This is a genomic window from Pseudaminobacter sp. Soil_N_29 (genome assembly GCF_057656055.1).
Window position 1 is genome coordinate 205,786 of the sequence record NZ_JBDGLC010000006.1, and the last position, 20,982, is coordinate 226,767.

Sequence of the window (20,982 nt, forward strand, 5' to 3'; positions counted from 1 at the left end):
CGCCTGCTCAACCGGCACCATATGTAGCGCGACTTTTACACCCGAAAGGATTTCATCATGGCCACCGTCAAGGTCGACAAGAGCAATTTCAAGTCCGCTGTGCTGGACGCCGAGGGTCCGGTGGTGGTGGACTTCTGGGCCGAATGGTGCGGCCCCTGCAAGATGATCGGACCGTCGCTGGAAGAGATCTCCAACGAGCTCGCCGGCAAGGTGAAGATCACCAAGCTCAACATCGACGAGAATCCGGAGCTGGCCGCGCAGTATGGCGTGCGCTCCATCCCCACCCTGATGATTTTCAAGGGCGGCGAAGTGGCCGACATCAAGGTCGGCGCTGCGCCCAAGACCGCGCTGTCGAGCTGGATCGGCGGCGCCGCCTGATCCTTGCCTGAGATGCAGTGAAAGCCCGGCCCAGCGCCGGGCTTTTTCTTTGGCGCCCTGGTTTTCGGCGCGCTGGCCCTCGTCAGAGGGCTGCTCCCTCGCTCTCATGGAGCATGCATGAAAGGGAGCAGAAAATGACCGGATCGGCCAAGCCCACCGTCTTCATCGACAATGACCGCGTCGTCGTCACCGAATGGCGCTTTGCGCCGGGCGCCAGCACCGGCTGGCACCGCCACGGCCACGACTATGTCGTGGTGCCGCTGATGGACGGCAAGGTGAAGCTTCTAACCAAGGACGGCGAAGCGCTCGCGGAAATGAAGAAGGGCGTGCCCTATTTCCGCTCCGAGGGCGTCGAGCACGACGTGATCAACGCCAATGACGGCGAATATGCCTTCATCGAGATCGAGCTGAAGTAGCGATTACACCGGCGGCGTGCCGTTCTCGGCCAGCACGGCGCCTGCGAGATAGAGCGAACCGCTGATCAGGATGCGCGGCGCCGGCTCCGAGGCGTCCCAGGTGTCGCGCAGCAGCATCAGCGCATTGGCCACCGAACTGACCGGCTCCGAGGAAAGCCCGGCCTCCGCGGCGCGGATGGCAAGCTCGGAATTGGGCACGCTGGCGTCGCTGAAGGCCACCGGAACCGTGTAGACATGGCGTGCAATACCCTTGAAGGCGCGGAAATAGCCGGTCTGGTCCTTGGTGTTGATCATGCCGCAGATCAGGAACAGCGGCCGCGGGAATTTTTCTTCCTGCTCGGTCAGCGCCTCGGCCACGACCATGCCGGCGCCCGGGTTGTGGCCGCCATCGAGCCAGATCTCCGCGCCGGCCGGGGCCATGTCCACCAGCTTGCCCTGCGGCAGGCGCTGCATGCGCCCGGGCCAACTCACCGTGGTCATGGCGCGGTCGGCGGCGCCTTCGTCGAGCCGGAAACCGGCGGCTTTTACAGCCGCGATCGCGGCCGCCGCGTTGGCATATTGGTGGCGGCCTGGCAGGCGTGGCGGCGAAAGGTCCATCAGGCCCGACTGGTCCTGGTAGATCATGCGCCCATGCTCTTGCGTCGCCAGGAAATCCTGGCCGTAGACGGCCAGCGGGCAGCCGAGCCGCTCGGCGGTCGAGACCAGCACCTCGCGGGCGGTGTCGCTCTCCTGCGCGCCGACGATCACCGGGCAGCCGCGCTTGATGATGCCGGCCTTCTCGGCTGCGATCAGCTCCACCCGGTCGCCCAGATAGGCTTCGTGGTCGAGCGAAACCGGCATGATCACCGAAACCGCCGGTTTCTTGATCACGTTGGTGGCGTCGAAGCGGCCGCCCAGCCCGACCTCGATCACCGCCGCGTCGGCGGGATGTTCGGAAAACAGAAGGAAGGTGACGGCGGTGAGGATCTCGAAAACGGTGATGGTCTCGCCGCGATTGGCTTCGGCCGCCCGCTCGATCGCGTCGGCAAGCACGGCGTCGGCCACGAACTTGCCGCCACCTTCCGCGCCCAGCCGGTAGCGCTCGTGCCAGTTGACCAGATGCGGCGAGGTATGGACGTGGGTGCGGTAGCCCGCGGCCTCAAGCAAAGCGCGCGAAAAGGCCGCCGTCGAGCCCTTGCCATTGGTGCCGGCGATGTGGACCACCGGCGGCAGCCTGTCCTGCGGGTTGCCGAGCCGTTCGAGCAGGCGCGAGATGCGGTCCAGCGAAAGGTCGAATCCTTTCGGGTGCAGCGCCATCAGGCGCTCGATTTGGCGGTCGGCCAGAAGGGTGGACATGGTTTCTCCCCGGGAGCAAGGTCTCGAGCCGGCTTGAGCGTCGTGTCGTCCGCGTCAGGCCTGCGGCCGCGCCTCGGCGCGGGTGGCCGCCATGGCGGGAACCGTTTCGCCGGCTTCCGCGTGCTCGGGCACCTTCATGAGGATCTTCAGAAGCTGCGCGATGGTCTGCTTCAGCTTGAGGCGCGAAACCACCATGTCGACCATTCCGTGCTCCATCAGATATTCGGAGCGCTGGAAACCGTCGGGCAGTTTCTCGCGGATCGTCTGCTCGATGACGCGCGGGCCGGCGAAGCCGATCAGCGCGCCGGGCTCGGCAATGTGCACGTCGCCCAGCATGGCGTAGGAAGCGGTCACGCCGCCGGTGGTCGGGTTGGTCAGCACCACGATATAGGGCAGGCCGGCTTCCTTCAGCCGGTCGACGGCCACCGTCGTGCGCGGCAGCTGCATCAAGGACAAAATGCCCTCCTGCATGCGCGCGCCGCCGGATGCGGCAAACAGGATCAGCGGCCGGCGCTTCTCGACCGCCGTCTCGAAGGCCTTGACGATGGCGTCGCCCGCGGCCATGCCCAGCGAGCCGCCCATGAAGGCGAAGTCCTGAACGGTCACGACCACCGGCAGCCCCTCGATGCTGCCAAGCGCGTTGAGGATGGCATCCTCCAGGCCGGTCTTGGCCTTGGCGTCCTTCAGCCGCTCGACATAGCGCTTCTCGTCGCGGAACTTGAGCGGGTCGGTCGGGACCTTCGGATTGTCGATGACCTCGAACGCGCCGTCGTCCAAGAAGGTCTTCAGCCGCTCACGCGCGGCGATCTTCATGTGATAGCCGGAGGAGGGAATGACGTACTGGTTTTCTTCCAGATCCTTGTGGAAGACCATTTCGCCGGTCTCGGGATCCTTGATCCAGAGGTTGTCCGGCATCTCGCGCCGGCCCAGCATCGAGTTGATCTTCGGGCGGACGAAATTGGTGATCCAGTTCATGGCATCTGTTCCAGTGATGTCAAAGACATGGTGATGTTATTGGGCGACAGCAAGGCGTGCCGAACGCACGCCGCTCGCCAGGTCCTCGACCAGCGCCGACACGGCGTGAACCGCGGCCGTCGCGCTGGCGGCATTGGCCACCGTGTTCACGATCGCCGTGCCGACGACGACGCCGTCAGCCGCAGCGCCGATCAAGCGGGCCTGCTCGGCCGTCTTCACGCCGAAGCCGACGCAGATCGGCAGGTCGGTGTGGCCCTTGATGCGGGTGACGGCGGCGGCCACCTTGTCGGTATCCGCTAGCGCCGAACCGGTGATGCCGGTCATCGAGACGTAGTAGACGAAGCCGGAGGTGTTCTGCAGCACCTTGGGCAGGCGGTGGTCGTCGGTGGTCGGGGTCGCCAGACGGATGAAGTTGACGCCGGCCTTCAGCGCCGGAACGCACAGCTCCTCGTCCATTTCCGGCGGAAGGTCGACCACGATCAGCCCGTCGATGCCGGCTTCGATGGCATCGGCGAGGAAACGGTCGACGCCATAGATGTAGATCGGGTTGTAATAACCCATCAGCACGATCGGCGTGTCGTTGTCGCCGGCGGCGCGGAAGTCGCGCGCCATCTGCAGCGTCTTTTTCAGCGTCTGGCCGGCCTTCAGCGAGCGCAGGCCGGCCGCCTGGATCGCCGGGCCGTCGGCCATCGGGTCGGAAAAGGGCATGCCGAGCTCGATCACGTCGGAGCCGGCCCTGGGCAGCGCCTTCATGATCGACAGCGAGGTTTCGTAGTCGGGGTCGCCGCCCATGAAATAGGTGACGAGCGCCGGACGGCCCTCGGCCTTCAGCTTGTCGAAGCGGCGGGCGATGCGGTTGCTCATCGTCAGATCTCCATGCCCAGCATCTTGGCCACTGTGTGCACGTCCTTGTCGCCACGGCCGGAAAGATTGACGATCATGATCTGGTCCTTGCCCATGGTCGGCGCGATCTTCATCGCATGCGCGATGGCGTGGGCCGATTCCAGCGCCGGGATGATGCCTTCGACGCGTGTGGTGACCTGGAACGCCTCCAGCGCCTCGTCATCCATGATCGGCACGTAGTCGACGCGGCCGGTGTCGCGCAGCCAGCTGTGCTCGGGGCCGACGCCGGGATAGTCGAGGCCGGCCGAGATCGAGTGGCCGTCGAGGATCTGTCCGTCGTCGTTCTGCAAGAGGTAGGTGCGGTTGCCGTGCAGCACGCCGGGGCGGCCGGCATTCATCGAGGCGCAATGCTCGACGCCCTCGAGGCCGCGCCCGCCGGCTTCGACGCCGATGATCTTCACGTTGCGGTCGTCGAGGAAGGGGTGGAACAGGCCGATCGCGTTCGAGCCGCCGCCGACGGCGGCGACGATGACGTCGGGCAGGCGGCCCTCCTGCTCCAGCATCTGCGCGCGCGCTTCCGTGCCGATCACCGACTGGAAGTCGCGCACCAGCTCGGGGTAGGGGTGCGGGCCGGCGGCGGTGCCGATCAGGTAATAGGTGTCCTCGACATTGGTCACCCAGTCGCGCAGCGCCTCGTTCATGGCGTCCTTCAGCGTGCCATGTCCGGAGCTGACCGCGCGCACTTCGGCGCCGAGCAGCTTCATGCGGAACACGTTGGGCTTCTGCCGCTCCACGTCGGTGGCGCCCATATAGACGATGCAGGGATAGCCGAAGCGCGCGGCGACCGTGGCCGAGGCCACGCCGTGCTGGCCGGCGCCGGTCTCTGCGATGATGCGCTTCTTGCCCATGCGCTTGGCGAGCAGGATCTGGCCAAGGCAGTTGTTGATCTTGTGGCTGCCGGTGTGGTTCAGGTCCTCGCGCTTGAAATAGATCTTGGCGCCGCCGAGGTGCTTTGTCAGGCCTTCGGCGTAATAGAGCTTCGAGGGCCGGCCGGCATAGAAGGTGGAGAGCGCGTTGAGCTCCTCGCGGAAGGCGGGGTCGTTCTTGGCCGCGTCCCAGTGCTGCTCCAGGTCGAGGATCAGCGGCATCAGCGTCTCGGCGACGAAACGTCCGCCGAAAATGCCGAACATGCCCTGCTCGTCGGGGCCGGTGCGGAAGGAATTGGGCTCTGCCGGCTGGTTCACGGCCGATCTCCTAAGTCTTTGTTCGAGCACGCCTTGCCGGAATCTTTTCCGCCGCCGCACATGCCCTTGATGGGGTCAGGCGGCGCAGGTGTCGGTTGCCGCCCGCACGGCCCGGAAGAAATTCTCGATCAGCGCCACGTCCTTGACGCCGGGCGCGCTTTCCACGCCGGACGAGATGTCGATGGCGGGCGGATTGGCAAGCCTGATGGCGTCGCCGACATTGGCGGCGTTGAGACCACCCGAAAGCATGTAATCGAGTTCAGCGTCAAGGCCTGCCAGCAGGCGCCAGTCGAAGGACACGCCATTGCCGCCCGGAAGCTCGGAGCCCGCCGGCGGCTTGGCGTCGAACAGGAAGCGGTCGGCAAGGCCGCGATAGGGCTCGACCGCCGCCAGATCGGCGGCCTCGCGCACGGCAAAAGCCTTTATCACCGGCAGGCCGTAGCGCTGCTTCACCGCCGTCACCCGCTCCGGCGTTTCCTTGCCGTGCAGCTGCAGCATGTCGGGCGCCATCGCGGCGACAATCTCATCGAGCATCGCATCGTCGGCGTCCACCGTGACGGCCACCGCCCTGGCGTGGCCCTTGGCTGCCTGGCGCAGGGGCGCCGCCTCCTGTGGGGTGACGTGGCGCGGGCTCTTGGCGAAGAAGATGAAGCCGATATGGCTGGCGCCGCCCGCCAGCACCGCCGCCACCGCTTCCGGCGTCTTCAGGCCGCAGATTTTGATGTCGAGTGCCATGCGGGGGGAGTGCCACGAAATGGTGGCGGTGTCGAGGAAAAGCGTGCGCGGATCGGCAGACAAGCCGAAAACGGCCGCCCTATTCGAACACGATTGCCTGAAGGGCGGTGCCGTTGCGCTTCAGCCATGCCTTGCAGCGCTCGGTGTCGGGGCAAAGTTCCTCGCAGAGCTGCCAGAAGCGCGGGCCGTGGTTCATCTCGCGCAAATGCGCCACCTCGTGAGCGACGAGATAGTTTATCACCGGCGGCGGCGCCATCATGATGCGCCAGGAGAACGACAGGGCCCCGTCCGAGGTGCAGGAGCCCCAGCGGCTCGACGTGTCGCGAAAGCGGATCGCCTTGGCGCGCCGGCCGACTGTCGTGCAGTGCTTCTCCACCAGCGCCTCGATGTCGCGCTTGGCCTCGCGCTTGAGGAAATCGGCCACCCGGCGCGGCAGGTGCAGCGCCTCGCCATGAACGGTCAGGGTCGGCCCGCCGGCGTCGCCGCCTATCCGTGTGGTGCCGCGTTTTTCCGCCTCGTGCACGATGAGGTGCGGCACGCCGCGGATCGGCACCTTGATGCCGGGGCGCACCTGCGGCCGGTCCGGTACATTGGCCAGCCGCTGCTCCAGCCAGCCCTGATGACGGTTGAGGAAACGGTCGACCTCGCCGCGGGCCAGGCCCGGCGGCACGGTGATGCGCAGGCCGCGCCCGCCCGCGTCGATGCGCAGCGTCAGCCGCGTGGCGCGGTCGCTCTCGACGATGCGCAACGGCAGGGTGCGGCCCGACACGGTGTGCTCGCGCTGCTGCACCGGATTGGGCGCCGGAGGCTGCGATTTTTTCAGGAAACCGAACGGCATGTGGCAACAATAAGTGATTCGGCGCCGAACATGATGCTCGTGCGCCCAAAATCCCCGGCTTTGCAGGGGGCGCAACGGGGTCAGTGCAAAGAAAAACGGCGCCGCTGGGGCGGCGCCGCGAGTTCGGGCGGGATGATTTCAGGCTTCGTCGCTCGGGCCGGCATCGGGCCCGCCGCGAGCGCTTGCCGTCGGCTTCGATCTGTTGCGGTTGGCCATGAAGCGGTCGAACTCTTCCTGGTCCTTGGCGCGGCGCAGCTCGCGCATGTAGTCGTCGAATTCGGTCAGCGTCTCGTCGAGCTTGCGGCGCTCCTCGGCAAGGCGCTCGAGTTCCTTTTCGCGCCAGTCGTCGAAGGCCACGTTGCCGGTCCCCGAATGCGCCCTGTAGGAAGCCTTGCGGCAGCCGGCGAAGATGCCGTCCGTCGCCCGGTTGACGTCGCGCTTGAAGCCGTCAAGCCGGTCGCCCCAGATGATATAGGCAAGCATGGCGAGGCCAAGCGGCCAGAACACCATGAAGCCGATCACCATCAAGGCAATGGTCGCCGGCGTCCAGGCCGGGCGGATCAGTGCAGTCGTGCTCATGTTTTCCGGTTCCTTCGGTTCGAGGCAGCCACGCCGGCTGCTCCAGATCGAAATGGGAACGGCAAAACCCCGGTTCAAGACGGTTTTGGCGAAAACCGGACAAGCCCCTGTCAGGACGTGCGTTTTTCGAGAATCCTGATGGCGTCCAGCGCCAGCACCGTCAGTCCGGCCACCAGCCCCCAGAAGGCGGCGCCGATGCCGAATATCGTCAGCCCCGATGCGGTGACGGCGAAGGCCGTGGTGGCCGCCATGCGCTCGCGCTCGTCCTTCAGCGCGATCGTCAGCGCATTGGCCAGCGGCGCCATCAGAGCCAGGCCCGCCACCAGCACGATCAGGCTCTGCGGCAGCACGGCGAAGACCGCCACCAGCGAGGCACCGAAGAGCGCGAAGACGAGATAGGCGAGCGTATAGAACGGCCCGGTCTTCCAGCGCTCGGCCGGGTCTGGGTGGGCGTCGGGCCCGGTGCAGATGGCCGCCGAGATCGCGGCCAGGTTGGTGGTCAGCGCGCCGAACGGGGCGGAGAGCAGCGAGAAGAGGCCGGTCACCGAGATCAGCGGCCCCGGCTCGGGGTGGTAGCCGGCCGCCCGCAGCACGGCCAGCCCGGACAGGTTCTGCGAGGCCATTGTGACGAGGTAGAGCGGCACCGCAAGCCCGATGACGGCGGCGGTGGAGAAGGTCGGGGTGATCAGGGTCAGCGTCGAGAGTTCCGGCGTGGGGAGCCCGCCCACGCGCCCGGTCAGGAAGGCGAGAGCGCCGCCACCCACCAGCACCGCCAGCACCGACAGCGCCGGGTTGAACAGACGGATCACGAAGAAGGCCGCAACCAGCGGCAGGATCAGAACCGGATCGACCGGGACGGCCTTGGCCGCATTGATGGCGAAAGTGACGACGATGCCGGCCAGCATGCCCGACGCCACCGAGGCCGGGATCCTGGCGATCAGCCTGGTCAGCGGCTTGAACAAGCCGGTGACGATCAAAAGCAGCGCCGCCACGATGAAGGCGCCCACGGCCTCGTTCATGGTGAAGCCCGAGCTTGCCGCTACCAGTGCCGCCCCTGGCGTCGACCAGGCGGTGATGACCGGCATCTTGGTGCGCCAGCTCAGCCAGGCGGTTTCCAACGCCATGGCGAGACAGATCGCGGTCACCCAGCTTGCGGTTTCCGCCCGGCTCGCGCCGACCGCCTCGGCGGCCGCGATGATGACGGCCAGCGTGCCGCCGAAGCCGACGATGGCCGCAACGAAGGCCGAGACGGGAACCGAAAGACGCATCGCCTACCTCGACTGCTCGCTGACGGCTTCGACGGCGCGGATCAGCATATCGAGGTCCTGCGGCCGCGACAGGCGGTGGTCGCCATCGGGGATGAGCGAGAGCGTGACATCGTCGGCGGGCAGCAGGCCCACCAGCTTCAGCGCGTGGGTGTGGGGCACGTCCGGGTCGGCGAGGCCCTGCAGCACATGCACCGGGCAATGCGTGTCGATGGGGCGGTCCATCACCCGGTTCAGCCGACCGTCCTCGATCAGCGCGCGCGTATAGATGTAGTTTTCCGGCGAGTATTCGGAGGGCACGTCGAAGAAGCCCTTTTCGGCCAGATCGCGCTTCTGGGCATCGCTCAGCTTGGGTTCCACGAGCTCGCTGGTGAAATCGGGCGCGGGTGCCAGCAGCACCAGCCCGGCCACGCGCTCGCCTTCGCCGGCCTTGCGCAATTCCTGCGCCATGCGCAGCGCGATCCACGCGCCCATGGAGGAGCCGACCAGTATCTGTCGGCCCTTGGTGAAGTGCCGGAATACGGCAAGGCTCTCAGTGAGCCATTTCGAGATCGTGCCGTCGGCGAATTCGCCGCCCGACTCGCCATGGCCGGAATAGTCGTGCCGCAGGAAGGCGCGGCCGCTGCGCTGCGCCCAGTCGTTCAGGGTTTCGGCCTTGGTTCCCAGCATGTCGGAGCGGAAGCCGCCGAGCCACACCACGCCCGGTTCGCTACCGCCCGAATGGCGCACCGCTATGGCGGTGCCGTCGATGTCGAGGAAGTGCGGTGGCGTGTCGGTCATTTCGGTGTCCTGTCGGTGTAGCTGTTGTGGCACAGGTTGAATCCGCCGGAAAGTGTCGCGCTGCCGGCGAAAGTGATGGCGAACGAATCATGGATTCAGGTGATTTATTCTATTCCGTGTGCTATTGACTCGCTCCGCGTCGTACCAACATAGGCGCAATACAAGCAATGAACGTCAACGGTTTGAGGAGATAACGACCATTCGCAGACCTTTCAAAGCAGCGGCACCCACCAAGGACGGGCCGCGCTCCAATCGCGATATCCGTGTACCCCGCGTCCAGCTCATCGATGCAGACGGAAGCAATCGCGGCGAAGTTTCAATCAACGAAGCCCTGCAGGCCGCCGAAGAGGCAGGTCTCGACCTCGTTGAGATTTCCCCCAACGCTCAGCCGCCGGTCGCCAAGATTCTCGACCTCGGCAAGTTGAAATACGCAAACCAGAAGAAAGCGGCCGAAGCCCGCAAGCATCAGAAGACCATCGAGATCAAGGAGATCAAGATGCGTCCCAACATCGACAGCCACGATTACGAGGTGAAGATGAGGGCGGTGCGGCGCTTCTTCGAGGAAGGTGACAAGGTCAAGCTGACGCTGCGTTTCCGTGGCCGCGAAATGGCGCATATGGAACTCGGCATGCAGTTGCTGAACCGGGTCCGTGAGGAAGTCGCGACCATTGCCAAGGTCGAGGCGGAACCCAAGCTCGAAGGCCGCCAGATGATGATGGTGCTCGCGCCGCGCTGAGGCCAGCCGGCATCCAAGATGATTGCGCCGCCGCCGGCGGCGCGCCGTGCAAGAACTTTCCGCAAGGGTGCGGTCTTCGCCATCGGCAGACCGCACCCTTTTTCACATCATGTTACAGGTCCCAATGTCTCCGCACGATCTGAGCCGTTTCCAGCACCGCCGACGCCTGGCGCTTGCAGTCCTTATCGCGGTTGTCCTGCTTGGCCTTCTGTTCGTTCAGTCGAGGCTGCCCAGCAGTGGCAAGGCTCATGAGTATGTGGAAGCCCTGGGCTTCGGACTCATCCTGTTGGCAATCCTCGGGCGGACCTGGTGCACGCTCTATATCGGCGGCCGCAAGGCCGCCGAGATCGTCGATACCGGGCCCTATTCGGTGACGCGCAACCCGCTTTATGTCTTCAGCGCCATTGGCGCTGCGGGGGTCGGCGCCTTGGCAGGTTCGGTGACCGTGGCGGTGGTCTTTGCAGTGGTCACCTATCTGTGCTTCCTCTACGTCATCCTGGTCGAGGAAAAATATCTGACGAATACATTCGGCGACGTCTATCTTCGCTACATGCAAAGGGTGCCGCGCTTCCTCCCGAATTTCGGGCTCTTCAAGGATGCCGAAATGCTTTCGGTGCGGCCGAAGGTGCTTTACCGCACCTTCACCGACGGGTTGATTTTCCTGGTTGCATATCCGTTCTTCGAGATCGTCGAATATCTGCAGAACAGCGGCATCCTGCCGGTCCTTTTCCGCGTGCTCTGATCCCGTAGCCGCGCGATTCAGCGGTTGCGCTTTGGCCGGCGCGTCGCTATAAGGCCGCGTCCAGAACCGTCCGGCAGGGCATGCCGTGGCGGTTCCTGTTGCTTTTCGGGCTTTGGTCGGCCCGAAGCGAAATAAGCGCAATCCAGCGCAGCAGAAAGGAAAGCAAAATGCCCAAGATGAAGACCAAATCGGCCGCCAAGAAGCGGTTCAAGATTACCGCCACTGGCAAGGTCCTGTCGGCTGCTGCCGGCAAGCGCCACGGCATGATCAAGCGCACCAACAAGTTCATTCGCGATGCCCGCGGCACCATGGTTCTCGCCGAGCCGGATGCCAAGAAGGTCATCAAGAATTTTCTGCCGAACGGCCTCTGAGCCCGGCTAACGCGTTTTAAGGAGATCATGACATGCGCGTAAAAAGAGGCACTGTCGGCCACGCCAAGCACAAGAAGGTCATGAAAGCCGCCAAGGGCTTTTATGGTCGCCGCAAGAACACCATCCGTATCGCCAAGCAGGCGGTTGAGAAGTCGCTGCAGTACGCCTATCGCGACCGCAAGAACCGGAAGCGCAATTTCCGCGCCCTCTGGGTCCAGCGCATCAACGCCGCTGTGCGCGAGCACGGCCTGACCTACGGCCGCTTCATCGACGGCCTCAACAAGGCTGGCATCGAGATCGACCGCAAGGTCCTGTCCGACATGGCCATCCACGAGCCGCAGGCGTTCGCCGTGCTCGTCGGCAAGGCCAAGGTGGCGCTGGAGTACCTGAAGAACACCACGCCGAACGCTTTTGAAAGCGCAGTCGCTTAAAGACCAGCGCTTCCCAAGCTTCGACATCAACTGACTGGGAAACCCGCGCTGGCACGGCTGGCGCGGGTTTTTCGTATGAAAACGGCATGAAACGGCCGGCAGGACGACACCTCGGATGACGGGCCGCAAGCGGCCGAAGGGACGACGATGACAGATATTGATCAACTCGAACGATCGATCACCGAGGCAATAGCCGCGGCCTCCGACGAGCAGGCGATCGAGGCCGTGCGCGTCGCCGCGCTGGGCAAGAAGGGCTCGATCTCCGAAAAGCTGAAGACGCTCGGCGCCATGAGCCCGGAAGAGCGCCAGACCATGGGCCCGGTCATCAACGGAATGAAGAACCGCGTCACCGAGGCGCTGGCTGCCCGAAAGAGCGAACTGAAGGACGCCGCTATCGCCGCGCGCCTCGCCGCCGAGAAGGTCGACGTCACGCTGCCCGTGCGCCAGTCGCCGGCCGAGCGCGGCCGCATCCACCCGATCAGCCAGGTCATCGACGAAATCGCGGCGATCTTCGGCGATCTCGGCTTCGCCATCGCCGAAGGTCCGGATGTCGAGACCGACTATTACAACTTCACGGCGCTGAATTTTCCGGAAGGCCATCCGGCGCGCGAGATGCACGACACCTTCTTCTTCAACCCGGACGAGAAGGGCGAGCGCAAGGTGCTGCGCACGCACACCTCGCCGGTGCAGATCCGCACCATGGAGACGCAGAAGCCGCCGATCCGCATCGTCATTCCCGGCAAGACCTACCGCCAGGATAGCGACGCCACCCATTCCCCGATGTTCCACCAGGTTGAGGGGCTGGTCATCGACAAGACTGCCAACGTCGCCAACATGAAGTGGGTGCTGGAAGAGTTCTGCAAGGCCTTCTTCGAGGTGCCGTCGGTCAAGATGCGCTTCCGCCCGAGCTTCTTCCCGTTCACCGAGCCGAGCCTGGAAGTCGACATCCAGTGCGACCGCTCGCGTCCGGGCGAGGTGCGCTTCGGCGAGGGCAACGACTGGATGGAGATTTTGGGCTGCGGCATGGTTCACCCCAACGTGCTGCGCGCCGGCGGTCTCGACCCCGACGAGTATCAGGGCTTTGCCTGGGGCATGGGCATCGACCGCATCGCCATGCTGAAATATGGCATGCCGGACCTGCGCGCCTTCTTCGACGCCGACGTTCGCTGGCTGTCGCACTATGGATTCCGTCCGCTCGACATGCCGACTTTGTTCGGCGGACTGAGCAACTGATCGAGCGGCAAGGGATAGAAAAATGAAATTCACACTCTCCTGGCTCAAGGACCATCTCGAGACCGACGCCTCGCTCGAAGAGATCGTCGAGCGCCTGACCTCGATCGGCCTCGAAGTCGAATCCGTCGACGACAAGGCGGCCCTGAAGCCTTTCGTCATCGCCAAGGTTCTGACGGCCGCGCGTCACCCCGACGCCGACAAGCTGCAGGTGCTCTCGGTGGACACCGGCGAAGGCGCGCCGATCCAGGTCGTCTGCGGCGCTCCCAATGCGCGCGCCGGCCTGATCGGCGCCTTCGCCGCGCCCGGCACCTATGTGCCCGGCATCGACGTCACTCTCTCCATCGGCAAGATCCGCGGCGTCGAGAGCCACGGCATGATGTGCTCCGAGCGCGAGCTTGAGCTGTCGGACGAGCACAACGGCATCATCGAGCTGCCGGAAGATGCGCCGGTGGGCACGCCCTTCGCCACCTACGCCAAGCTCGACGATCCGGTCATCGAGATCAACCTGACGCCAAACCGGCCGGACGCCACAGGCGTCTACGGCATCGCTCGCGATCTCGCCGCTTCCGGCCTCGGCACGTTGAAGACGGCGCCGGTCGAGCCGGTTGCAGGCAAGGGCGCGACGCCGGTGAAGCTTACCATCGAGGCGCCGGAACTGTGCCCCGGCTTCGCGCTGCGCCTGGTGCGCGGGGTGAAGAACGGGCCGTCGCCGAAGTGGATGCAGCAGCGGCTTCTCGCCATCGGCCTGCGCCCCATCAACGCGCTGGTCGACATCACCAACTACATGACCTTCGACCGCGGCCGGCCGCTGCATGTGTTCGACGCGAAGAAGGTCGTCGGCAACCTCACGGTGCGCCGGGCGAAGGACGGCGAGAAGGTGCTGGCGCTCGACGGGCGCGAATATGAGCTGACGCCGGAAATGTGCGTGATCGCCGATGCTGAAGGCGTCGAGTCGATCGCAGGCGTCATGGGCGGCGAGCATTCGGGCTGCGACGAGAACACCACCGACGTGCTGATCGAGTCGGCGCTGTGGGAGCCGCTCAACATCGCCCGCACCGGTCGTCATCTCGGCATCATCACCGATGCGCGCTACCGCTTCGAGCGCGGCGTCGACCCGGAGTTCATGGTTCCGGGGCTGGAGCTGGCGACGCGCATGGTGCTCGACCTGTGCGGCGGCGAGCCCACCGAGGCGGAGGTTGTCGGCTATGCCGGCCACGAGCCGAAGGTCGTTTCGTTCCCCTTGTCCGAGGTGAAGCGCCTGACCGGCATCGAGGTTCCCAGGGCCGAAAGCCTGTCGATCCTGTCGCGCCTCGGCTTCAAGCCGCTCGGCAATGGCGATGTGGTCGATGTCGAGGTGCCGTCCTGGCGCCCGGATGTCGACGGCAAGGCCGACCTGGTGGAAGAAGTCATGCGCATCCATGGCGTCGATGAGATCGCGCCGCAGCCGCTTTCCAGCCACGATGCGGTCAACGGCAAGATCCTGACCACGCTGCAGATACGCAGCCGCGCGGCGCGGCGTGCGCTCGCCGTGCGCGGCATGATGGAAGCCGTCACCTGGTCGTTCATCCCGGCAAAGCATGCCGAGCTGTTCGGCGGCGGCCAGCCGGAACTAAAGCTTGCCAACCCGATCGCTGCCGACATGTCCGACATGCGTCCCTCGCTGCTGCCGGGCCTGCTCGCGGCAGCCCAGCGTAACGCTGACCGCGGTCTTGGCGATGTGGCGCTGTTCGAGGTTTCGGGCACCTATGAGGGCGACACGCCGGAAGCCCAGCGCCGCGTTGCCGCGGGCGTGCGCCGCGGCACGGCCAAGCTTGAAGGTGCTGGCCGCAGCTGGGCCGGCAATGCCGCCGCCGTCGGCGTGTTCGATGCCAAGGCCGACGCGCTTGCCGCGCTCGAGGCCTGCGGCGCGCCGGTGGACAGGCTGCAGATCGAGGCGGGTGCGCCCTCGTGGTACCACCCCGGCCGCTCGGGTGTGATCAAACTCGGGCCCAAGACCGTGCTCGGAACCTTCGGCGAGTTCCACCCCAGGACGCTGGAGGCGCTCGACGTGTCGGGCCCGATCTGCGGCTTCGAAGTGTTTGTCGACGCCATCCCCGAGCCGAAGGCCAAGCCCACCCGCACCAAGCCGAAGCTTGAGCTTTCGGCCTTCCAGGCGGTGAAGCGCGACTTCGCATTCGTGGTCGACAAGGCGGTCGAGGCCGGCACGCTGATGCGCGCAGCCGCCAGCGCCGACAAGAAGCTGATCACCGGCGTTTCCGTCTTCGACGTGTTCGAGGGTGCTTCGCTCGGCGAGGGCAAGAAGTCGATCGCCATCGAGGTTTCGATCCAGCCGGTCGAGCGCACGCTGACCGACGAGGATTTCGAGGCGCTTGCGGCCAAGGTCGTCGAGAACGTCAAGAAGCAGACCGGCGGCGTGCTGCGCGGCTGATCTCCTCAGGCATTCCACTTTATGAAGCCGGGCCTCGCGCCCGGCTTTTCTTTTGGCCAACCGCTGGCTACGTTCGCGCCATCAGGTACGGGCGAGGGGAGTAAGAAGAATGTTTCGGTGGGGAGTTCTGTCTACGGCCAAGATCGCGCGTGACCAGGTGCTGCCAGCGATGGCCGATGCGGAAAACGGCGTGGTGGCGGCCATTGCCAGCCGCGATGCCGGCAAGGCGCGTGCGCTGGCCGACCGTTTCGGCGCGCCGCATGCCTTCGGCTCCTATGAGGAGCTTCTGGCCTCGGATGCGGTGGACGGGGTCTATATTCCGCTGCCCACCTCGCAGCATGTCGAATGGGCGGCGAAGGCGGCCGAGGCCGGGAAGCATGTGCTGGTGGAAAAGCCGCTGGCGCTGAAGGCCGAGGACATCGCCCCGCTGATCGAAATACGCGACCGGCAAAAGGTGCTGATCAGCGAAGCCTTCATGGTGTTTTACCACCCGCAGTGGCGCAAGGTGCGCGAGCTGATCGCCGATGGCGCCATCGGCCGGCTGCGGCACGTGCAGGGCGCCTTCAGCTACTACAATGTCGACCCGGCCAACATGCGCAACCAGCTTGCTCTGGGGGGCGGCGCGCTGCCCGACATCGGCGTCTATCCCACCGTGACGACGCGGCTGGTTACGGGAAAGGAGCCGCTGCGCATCCAGGCGACCATCGAGCGCGACAAGACCTTCGGCACCGACATCTATTCCTCGGTCAAGGCCGATTTCGGCGATTTCGAGCTGAGTTTCTATTGCTCCACGCAGATGGCGCTGCGCCAGTCCATGCTCTTCCACGGCGAAAAGGGCTTTATCGAGGTGCATGCGCCGTTCAATGCCGGCGACTACGACCACCACCGCGTCGAGCTGCACGACCAGCGGCGCAATGAGGCGACGGTGTTCCGTTTCCCCGGAACGCGCCAGTACAGGCTGGAGGTCGAGGCGTTCGCGCGCGCGGCGCAAGGAAGCGGGGAGCCGGTGTTTTCGCTGGAGAATTCGGTGCTCAACCAGAAGGTCATCGACGCGATCTTCCGCGCCGGAGAGCATGACGGCTGGGAAAAGGTCTGATCACCAATAGACGCCGCCGCGCGTCGGGCGGATGCGCGGGCGGCCCCGCGGCGGGTTGAGCGGCACGTCGCTGGCAGGCGCGTCGCCGGCCTCCGGCTGCTGTTCCATGGCGAAGAGCGGATGGAACGGTCCGCTGAAATAGGGGCCATGCGAGGGCCGGATGTGCGGAACGGTCGAGATCCGCGGGCGCCGCGGCGCCTCGAACGGTACGAAGGGCGCACCGGATCTGTTGGCGGCCTTCAGCGCCATCAGCCGCGAAATACGGTCCTCCGTGCGCGGATGGCTGCGCAGCACCGAAGGATCGGGCAGGCGCCCGCCAGGCAGAAGCAGGTTTTCCCAGCGCCGGCCCTGGGCCGTTTCAAGCCTGGTAAGAGCGGAAGCCAGCCCGTCCGGGTCTCCGGTCAGCATGACGGCGCCCAGATCGGCATCGAACTCGCGCGTGCGCGACAGCGCCATCTGCAACAGGCCGCCGACGGTGGGCGCAGCCATCAGGACCAGCACGCCGAGCCACGGAACGTGGTGGCCGGAGCCGCCGACGGCGCCGCCGATGTTGAGGAAAAGCGAAAAAAGTCCCACCGTCGACATGACCGAGGTGAAGCGCGACACCATGTCGGCGAAGGCCATCACCTTCACGTCCCCATTGGCGATGTGGCTCATCTCGTGGGCCAGCACGCCGGCCAGTTCGCGCGCGGAAAGCTTGCGCGCCAGCGCGTCGGTGATTGCGATGGCCGAATCCTCGCGTTGGCCGACCGCGAAGGCGTTCATGATCTGCGAGGGAATCACATGCAGCTTCGGCGTGCTGGGCAGGTCCGCCCGGCGCGACAGTTCGGCCACTATACGCAGCCCCGCCGGAAAGGTTTCGGGCGAAACGGGGCTTGCCTTGTACATGGCAAGCACCAGTTGCGGGCTGACCCGGCGCATGGCGGCCATGGATACGGTGCCGATGAGGAGCGCAAAGACCAGCCCCGAAGAGCCGGCGAAGGCCCAGGCCGTTATGGCAAGAAGGAACAGCGCCGCCGCGCCAAGCAGCCAAGTGTGCAGCATGTTGGCCATGCGCTTGCGACGCTGCGCGACGAGGTCGAGCGTGTAATTGCGGTCCATGCAACACATATGGTGCTGTCGATCGAATTGCCCAATCCCGCGCCGGAGGTGGCTTCGAGGGCGCTTGCGCAGTGTGACGCCTGTTCTTATATACCCCCAAGATCGCCGGAGCTGCCGCAGGTACAGGCAAAGCCAGCGAACATTTTCTTGTGAACCAAGGGGCTGCCGCCGGAACGCCTGATGGGTCCTGGCAGCTTGCTAAGTGGAGAGAACGACATGGCAAAAGTAATCGGTATCGACCTCGGAACGACGAATTCCTGCGTCGCCGTCATGGACGGCAAGGACGCCAAGGTTATTGAAAATGCGGAAGGCGCGCGCACGACCCCTTCCATCGTCGCTTTCACGGACGGCGATGAACGGCTGGTGGGGCAGCCGGCCAAGCGCCAGGCGGTAACGAACCCCGAAAACACGATTTTTGCAGTGAAGCGCCTGATCGGCCGTCGCTATGACGACCCGGTGACCGAGAAGGACAAGAAGCTGGTGCCCTATCACATCGTCAAGGGCGACAATGGCGACGCCTGGGTCGAGGCCGGCGGCAAGAAGCTGTCGCCGTCGCAGATCTCGGCGATGATCCTGCAGAAGATGAAGGAAACGGCGGAATCCTATCTCGGCGAGAAGGTCGAGAAGGCGGTCATCACCGTTCCGGCCTATTTCAACGACGCCCAGCGCCAGGCCACCAAGGACGCCGGCCGCATCGCCGGCCTCGAGGTTCTGCGCATCATCAACGAGCCGACCGCTGCCGCGCTGGCCTATGGCCTCGACAAGAACGAAGGCAAGACCATCGCCGTCTATGACCTTGGCGGCGGCACCTTCGACATTTCCGTGCTGGAGATCGGCGACGGCGTGTTCGAGGTGAAGTCGACCAATGGCGACACCTTCCTCGGCGGCGAAGACTTCGACATGCGCCTGGTCGAGTACCTGGCCGACGAGTTCAAGAAGGAGCAGGGCATCGACCTGCGGGGCGACAAGCTTGCGCTGCAGCGCCTCAAGGAGGCCGCTGAAAAGGCGAAGATCGAGCTGTCGTCGGCTTCGCAGACCGAAATCAACCTGCCCTTCATCACGGCCGATCAGACCGGCCCGAAGCACCTGGCCATGAAGCTCACCCGCGCCAAGTTCGAGCAGCTGGTGGACGATCTGGTCCAGCGCACCGTCGAGCCCTGCAAGGCGGCGCTGAAGGATGCCGGCCTCAAGGCTGGCGAGATCGACGAGGTGGTCCTGGTCGGCGGCATGACCCGCATGCCCAAGATCCAGGAAGTGGTGAAGCAGTTCTTCGGCAAGGAGCCGCACAAGGGCGTCAACCCGGACGAGGTCGTTGCCATGGGCGCAGCCATCCAGGCCGGCGTGCTGCAGGGCGACGTCAAGGACGTTCTGCTGCTCGACGTGACCCCGCTTTCGCTGGGCATCGAGACGCTGGGCGGCGTGTTCACGCGCCTCATCGAGCGCAACACCACCATCCCGACCAAGAAGAGCCAGGTCTTCTCGACCGCCGAGGATTCGCAGTCGGCTGTGACGATCCGCGTCTTCCAGGGCGAGCGCGAAATGGCGGCCGACAACAAGCTGCTCGGCCAGTTCGACCTGGTCGGCATTCCGCCGGCTCCGCGCGGCGTGCCGCAGATCGAGGTCACCTTCGACATCGACGCCAACGGCATCGTCAACGTCTCGGCCAAGGACAAGGGCACCGGCAAGGAGCACCAGATCCGCATCCAGGCCTCCGGCGGCCTGTCCGACGCCGACATCGAGAAGATGGTCAAGGACGCCGAGGCCAATGCCGAGGCCGACAAGCAGCGCCGCGCGCTGGTCGAGGCCCGCAATCAGGCCGAGTCGCTCGTTCATTCGTCGGAGAAGTCGCTCAAGGATTATGGCGACAAGGTCTCCGAGGCCGACCGCACCGCGATTTCGGATGCGATCGCCGCGCTGAAGACGGCCGCCGAGGGCGATGACGTCGAGGCGATCAACGCCAAGAGCCAGGCGCTGGCCGAAGCCGCGATGAAGCTCGGCCAGGCCATGTACGAGGCGCAGCAGCAGGAAGCGGCCGGCGCCTACGCAGCGGCGGCAGCCGCGAAAGATGGCGCCGACGTCGTCGACGCCGACTTCGAGGAAATCAACGAAGACGACGACAAGAAGAAGTCCGCCTGACAGGCGTGACCCGTTTGCTACAAGGGGGCCCGGCGCGATTTTGCCGGGCCTTTTTGCAAGTCCGGCGGAAAATCCACGTTGCGAAGCATTGTAACTCTGGTATCGGCGCTGAAGGCTTACTAAATCGGATGCCAGCGCCGAAGTAACGGACGAAGAGATGCATCAAGACATTGAACATCCGGGTCGCGGAGCAAGATGAAAGCTGATTTTTACGAAACTCTGGGCGTCGACAGGAGCGCCGACGAGAAGGAGCTGAAGAGCGCCTTCCGCAAGCTGGCGATGAAGTTCCACCCCGATCGCAATCCGGGTGACGAAGCCTGCGAACACAAGTTCAAGGAAATCAACGAAGCCTACGAAACGCTGAAGGACCCGCAGAAGCGCGCGGCCTATGATCGTTTCGGCCATGCGGCATTCGAGAATGGCGGCATGGGCGGCGGCCACGGTTTCGGTGCCGGCGGCTTCTCGGACATTTTCGAGGATATTTTCGGCGAGATGATGGGCGGCGGGCGCCGCCGCTCCTCCGGCCGCGAGCGCGGCGCCGACCTGCGCTACAACATGGAAATCTCGCTCGAGGAGGCGTTTACCGGCAAGACCGCGCAGATCCGCGTGCCGACCTCCATCTCGTGCGACGAGTGCTCCGGCTCGGGCGCCAAGCCGGGCACGCAGCCGGTGACCTGCTCGATGTGCTCCGGTTCCGGCCGCGTGCGCGCCAGCCAGGGTTTCTTCTCCATCGAGCGCACCTGCCCGCAGTGCCACGGCCGCGGCACCACCATCAAGGACCCCTGCCAGAAGTGCTCGGGCCAGGGCCGCGTCACCGAAGAGCGCACGCTCTCGGTCAACATCCCGTCCGGCATCGAGGACGGCACGCGCATCAGGCTCGCCAATGAGGGCGAGGCCGGCCTGCGTGGTGGCCCTCCGGGCGACCTCTACATCTTCCTGTCGGTCAAGCCGCACGAGTTCTTCCAGCGCGACGGCGCCGATCTGTACTGCAAGGTGCCGATCTCGATGACCACCGCCACCCTCGGCGGCTCGTTCGAGGTGGCGACGCTGGACGGCACGCAGACCCGCGTGAAGGTGCCGGAAGGCACGCAGAGCGGCCGCCAGTTCCGCCTCAAGGGCAAGGGCATGCCGGTGCTGCGCCAGTCAGCAATCGGCGACCTCTACATCCAGACCGTGGTCGAGACGCCGCAGAACCTCAGCAAGCGCCAGCGCGAGCTTCTGGAAGAGTTCGAGCGCCTCTCGTCGACCGAGAACCACCCGCAATCCAGCGGGTTCTTCACCCGCATGAAGGACTTTTTCGAATCCTTCGGTGAATGAAAG

General features: G+C 65.2%; 21 protein-coding genes. 11 read left to right on the plus strand and 10 right to left on the minus strand.

Annotated features, from left to right (window positions below):
* Positions 1 to 57 precede the first annotated feature (57 nt).
* Both trxA and AC3A4H_RS15515 read left to right on the plus strand, forming a co-directional pair.
* A complete protein-coding gene (gene trxA / locus AC3A4H_RS15510; protein WP_487767481.1) occupies positions 58 to 378 on the plus strand; it encodes a thioredoxin in 321 nt (106 codons plus the stop codon).
* A gap of 134 nt (positions 379 to 512) precedes the next feature.
* Entirely contained in the window at positions 513 to 794 is a 282-nt protein-coding gene (locus tag AC3A4H_RS15515; RefSeq protein ID WP_348778798.1) for a cupin domain-containing protein, read from the plus strand.
* A 3-nt stretch (positions 795 to 797) separates the two neighbouring features.
* Here the strand turns inward: AC3A4H_RS15515 and AC3A4H_RS15520 are convergent, their stop codons facing one another.
* From AC3A4H_RS15520 to AC3A4H_RS15560, 9 genes are all read right to left on the minus strand, one after another.
* Complete coding sequence (locus tag AC3A4H_RS15520; protein WP_487767482.1) at positions 798 to 2,129, minus strand: bifunctional folylpolyglutamate synthase/dihydrofolate synthase; 1,332 nt, start codon at positions 2,127 to 2,129, stop codon at positions 798 to 800.
* 54 nt (positions 2,130 to 2,183) lie between these two features.
* On the minus strand, positions 2,184 to 3,104 hold the full coding sequence (accD, locus tag AC3A4H_RS15525; RefSeq protein ID WP_487767483.1) for an acetyl-CoA carboxylase, carboxyltransferase subunit beta: 921 nt from the start codon (positions 3,102 to 3,104) through the stop codon (positions 2,184 to 2,186).
* Between the two features lie 36 nt (positions 3,105 to 3,140).
* Entirely contained in the window at positions 3,141 to 3,968 is an 828-nt protein-coding gene (gene trpA, locus AC3A4H_RS15530; protein ID WP_487767484.1) for a tryptophan synthase subunit alpha, read from the minus strand.
* A gap of 2 nt (positions 3,969 to 3,970) precedes the next feature.
* Complete coding sequence (gene trpB / locus AC3A4H_RS15535) at positions 3,971 to 5,191, minus strand: tryptophan synthase subunit beta (RefSeq protein ID WP_487767485.1); 1,221 nt, start codon at positions 5,189 to 5,191, stop codon at positions 3,971 to 3,973.
* A gap of 75 nt (positions 5,192 to 5,266) precedes the next feature.
* Positions 5,267 to 5,926, minus strand: coding sequence for a phosphoribosylanthranilate isomerase (locus AC3A4H_RS15540; RefSeq protein ID WP_487767606.1), 660 nt, complete (start codon positions 5,924 to 5,926; stop codon positions 5,267 to 5,269).
* A gap of 79 nt (positions 5,927 to 6,005) precedes the next feature.
* Positions 6,006 to 6,764: a M48 family metallopeptidase gene (locus tag AC3A4H_RS15545; RefSeq protein ID WP_487767486.1), complete on the minus strand. Its 759-nt coding sequence runs from the start codon at positions 6,762 to 6,764 to the stop codon at positions 6,006 to 6,008.
* 138 nt (positions 6,765 to 6,902) lie between these two features.
* Positions 6,903 to 7,343 carry a DUF2852 domain-containing protein gene (locus AC3A4H_RS15550; RefSeq protein WP_348778804.1) on the minus strand — a complete coding sequence of 147 codons (441 nt, stop codon included), beginning with the start codon at positions 7,341 to 7,343 and terminating at the stop codon, positions 6,903 to 6,905.
* 110 nt (positions 7,344 to 7,453) lie between these two features.
* Positions 7,454 to 8,611 carry a benzoate/H(+) symporter BenE family transporter gene (locus AC3A4H_RS15555; RefSeq protein WP_487767487.1) on the minus strand — a complete coding sequence of 386 codons (1,158 nt, stop codon included), beginning with the start codon at positions 8,609 to 8,611 and terminating at the stop codon, positions 7,454 to 7,456.
* A 3-nt stretch (positions 8,612 to 8,614) separates the two neighbouring features.
* A complete protein-coding gene (locus tag AC3A4H_RS15560; protein ID WP_487767488.1) occupies positions 8,615 to 9,388 on the minus strand; it encodes an alpha/beta hydrolase in 774 nt (257 codons plus the stop codon).
* A gap of 199 nt (positions 9,389 to 9,587) precedes the next feature.
* Here AC3A4H_RS15560 and infC point away from each other — a divergent pair, with 199 nt between their 5' ends.
* The 7 genes from infC (at position 9,588) to AC3A4H_RS15595 (ending at position 16,425) form a co-directional block, all read left to right on the plus strand.
* Entirely contained in the window at positions 9,588 to 10,124 is a 537-nt protein-coding gene (infC, locus tag AC3A4H_RS15565) for a translation initiation factor IF-3 (RefSeq protein WP_348779206.1), read from the plus strand.
* A 124-nt stretch (positions 10,125 to 10,248) separates the two neighbouring features.
* The gene (locus AC3A4H_RS15570) at positions 10,249 to 10,866 is read left to right on the plus strand and encodes a methyltransferase family protein (RefSeq protein WP_487767489.1); all 618 of its coding nucleotides are present in this window, start codon (positions 10,249 to 10,251) and stop codon (positions 10,864 to 10,866) included.
* A 167-nt stretch (positions 10,867 to 11,033) separates the two neighbouring features.
* On the plus strand, positions 11,034 to 11,237 hold the full coding sequence (rpmI, locus tag AC3A4H_RS15575) for a 50S ribosomal protein L35 (RefSeq protein ID WP_348778808.1): 204 nt from the start codon (positions 11,034 to 11,036) through the stop codon (positions 11,235 to 11,237).
* 32 nt (positions 11,238 to 11,269) lie between these two features.
* Positions 11,270 to 11,668, plus strand: coding sequence for a 50S ribosomal protein L20 (gene rplT / locus AC3A4H_RS15580; RefSeq protein WP_348778809.1), 399 nt, complete (start codon positions 11,270 to 11,272; stop codon positions 11,666 to 11,668).
* A 147-nt stretch (positions 11,669 to 11,815) separates the two neighbouring features.
* Positions 11,816 to 12,901, plus strand: a complete 1,086-nt coding sequence (gene pheS, locus AC3A4H_RS15585) for a phenylalanine--tRNA ligase subunit alpha (protein WP_487767490.1) — start codon at positions 11,816 to 11,818, stop codon at positions 12,899 to 12,901.
* A 22-nt stretch (positions 12,902 to 12,923) separates the two neighbouring features.
* The gene (gene pheT, locus AC3A4H_RS15590; RefSeq protein WP_487767491.1) at positions 12,924 to 15,329 is read left to right on the plus strand and encodes a phenylalanine--tRNA ligase subunit beta; all 2,406 of its coding nucleotides are present in this window, start codon (positions 12,924 to 12,926) and stop codon (positions 15,327 to 15,329) included.
* 109 nt (positions 15,330 to 15,438) lie between these two features.
* On the plus strand, positions 15,439 to 16,425 hold the full coding sequence (locus AC3A4H_RS15595; RefSeq protein ID WP_487767492.1) for a Gfo/Idh/MocA family protein: 987 nt from the start codon (positions 15,439 to 15,441) through the stop codon (positions 16,423 to 16,425).
* Here the strand turns inward: AC3A4H_RS15595 and AC3A4H_RS15600 are convergent, their stop codons facing one another.
* Entirely contained in the window at positions 16,426 to 17,526 is a 1,101-nt protein-coding gene (locus AC3A4H_RS15600) for a zinc metalloprotease HtpX (RefSeq protein ID WP_487767493.1), read from the minus strand.
* Positions 17,527 to 17,742: 216 nt separating this feature from the next.
* Between AC3A4H_RS15600 and dnaK the strand changes: the two genes are divergently transcribed.
* Positions 17,743 to 19,662 (plus strand): molecular chaperone DnaK, encoded by a 1,920-nt coding sequence (gene dnaK, locus AC3A4H_RS15605; RefSeq protein WP_487767494.1) that lies wholly within the window; start codon positions 17,743 to 17,745, stop codon positions 19,660 to 19,662.
* Positions 19,663 to 19,857: 195 nt separating this feature from the next.
* Entirely contained in the window at positions 19,858 to 20,979 is a 1,122-nt protein-coding gene (dnaJ, locus tag AC3A4H_RS15610) for a molecular chaperone DnaJ (protein ID WP_487767495.1), read from the plus strand.
* Positions 20,980 to 20,982: the final 3 nt, after the last annotated feature.

Coding starts and splice junctions, on each gene's coding strand:
- AC3A4H_RS15520 (WP_487767482.1), bottom strand. CDS start 2,129: ATGTCCACCCTTCTGGCCGACCGCCAAATCGAGCGCCTGATGGCGCTG.
- AC3A4H_RS15545 (WP_487767486.1), bottom strand. CDS start 6,764: ATGCCGTTCGGTTTCCTGAAAAAATCGCAGCCTCCGGCGCCCAATCCG.
- pheS (WP_487767490.1), top strand. CDS start 11,816: ATGACAGATATTGATCAACTCGAACGATCGATCACCGAGGCAATAGCC.
- AC3A4H_RS15515 (WP_348778798.1), top strand. CDS start 513: ATGACCGGATCGGCCAAGCCCACCGTCTTCATCGACAATGACCGCGTC.
- AC3A4H_RS15595 (WP_487767492.1), top strand. CDS start 15,439: ATGTTTCGGTGGGGAGTTCTGTCTACGGCCAAGATCGCGCGTGACCAG.
- dnaK (WP_487767494.1), top strand. CDS start 17,743: ATGGCAAAAGTAATCGGTATCGACCTCGGAACGACGAATTCCTGCGTC.
- AC3A4H_RS15550 (WP_348778804.1), bottom strand. CDS start 7,343: ATGAGCACGACTGCACTGATCCGCCCGGCCTGGACGCCGGCGACCATT.
- AC3A4H_RS15560 (WP_487767488.1), bottom strand. CDS start 9,388: ATGACCGACACGCCACCGCACTTCCTCGACATCGACGGCACCGCCATA.
- AC3A4H_RS15540 (WP_487767606.1), bottom strand. CDS start 5,926: ATGGCACTCGACATCAAAATCTGCGGCCTGAAGACGCCGGAAGCGGTG.
- AC3A4H_RS15570 (WP_487767489.1), top strand. CDS start 10,249: ATGTCTCCGCACGATCTGAGCCGTTTCCAGCACCGCCGACGCCTGGCG.
- AC3A4H_RS15555 (WP_487767487.1), bottom strand. CDS start 8,611: ATGCGTCTTTCGGTTCCCGTCTCGGCCTTCGTTGCGGCCATCGTCGGC.
- AC3A4H_RS15600 (WP_487767493.1), bottom strand. CDS start 17,526: ATGGACCGCAATTACACGCTCGACCTCGTCGCGCAGCGTCGCAAGCGC.
- pheT (WP_487767491.1), top strand. CDS start 12,924: ATGAAATTCACACTCTCCTGGCTCAAGGACCATCTCGAGACCGACGCC.
- rpmI (WP_348778808.1), top strand. CDS start 11,034: ATGCCCAAGATGAAGACCAAATCGGCCGCCAAGAAGCGGTTCAAGATT.
- rplT (WP_348778809.1), top strand. CDS start 11,270: ATGCGCGTAAAAAGAGGCACTGTCGGCCACGCCAAGCACAAGAAGGTC.
- accD (WP_487767483.1), bottom strand. CDS start 3,104: ATGAACTGGATCACCAATTTCGTCCGCCCGAAGATCAACTCGATGCTG.
- trpA (WP_487767484.1), bottom strand. CDS start 3,968: ATGAGCAACCGCATCGCCCGCCGCTTCGACAAGCTGAAGGCCGAGGGC.
- trxA (WP_487767481.1), top strand. CDS start 58: ATGGCCACCGTCAAGGTCGACAAGAGCAATTTCAAGTCCGCTGTGCTG.
- dnaJ (WP_487767495.1), top strand. CDS start 19,858: ATGAAAGCTGATTTTTACGAAACTCTGGGCGTCGACAGGAGCGCCGAC.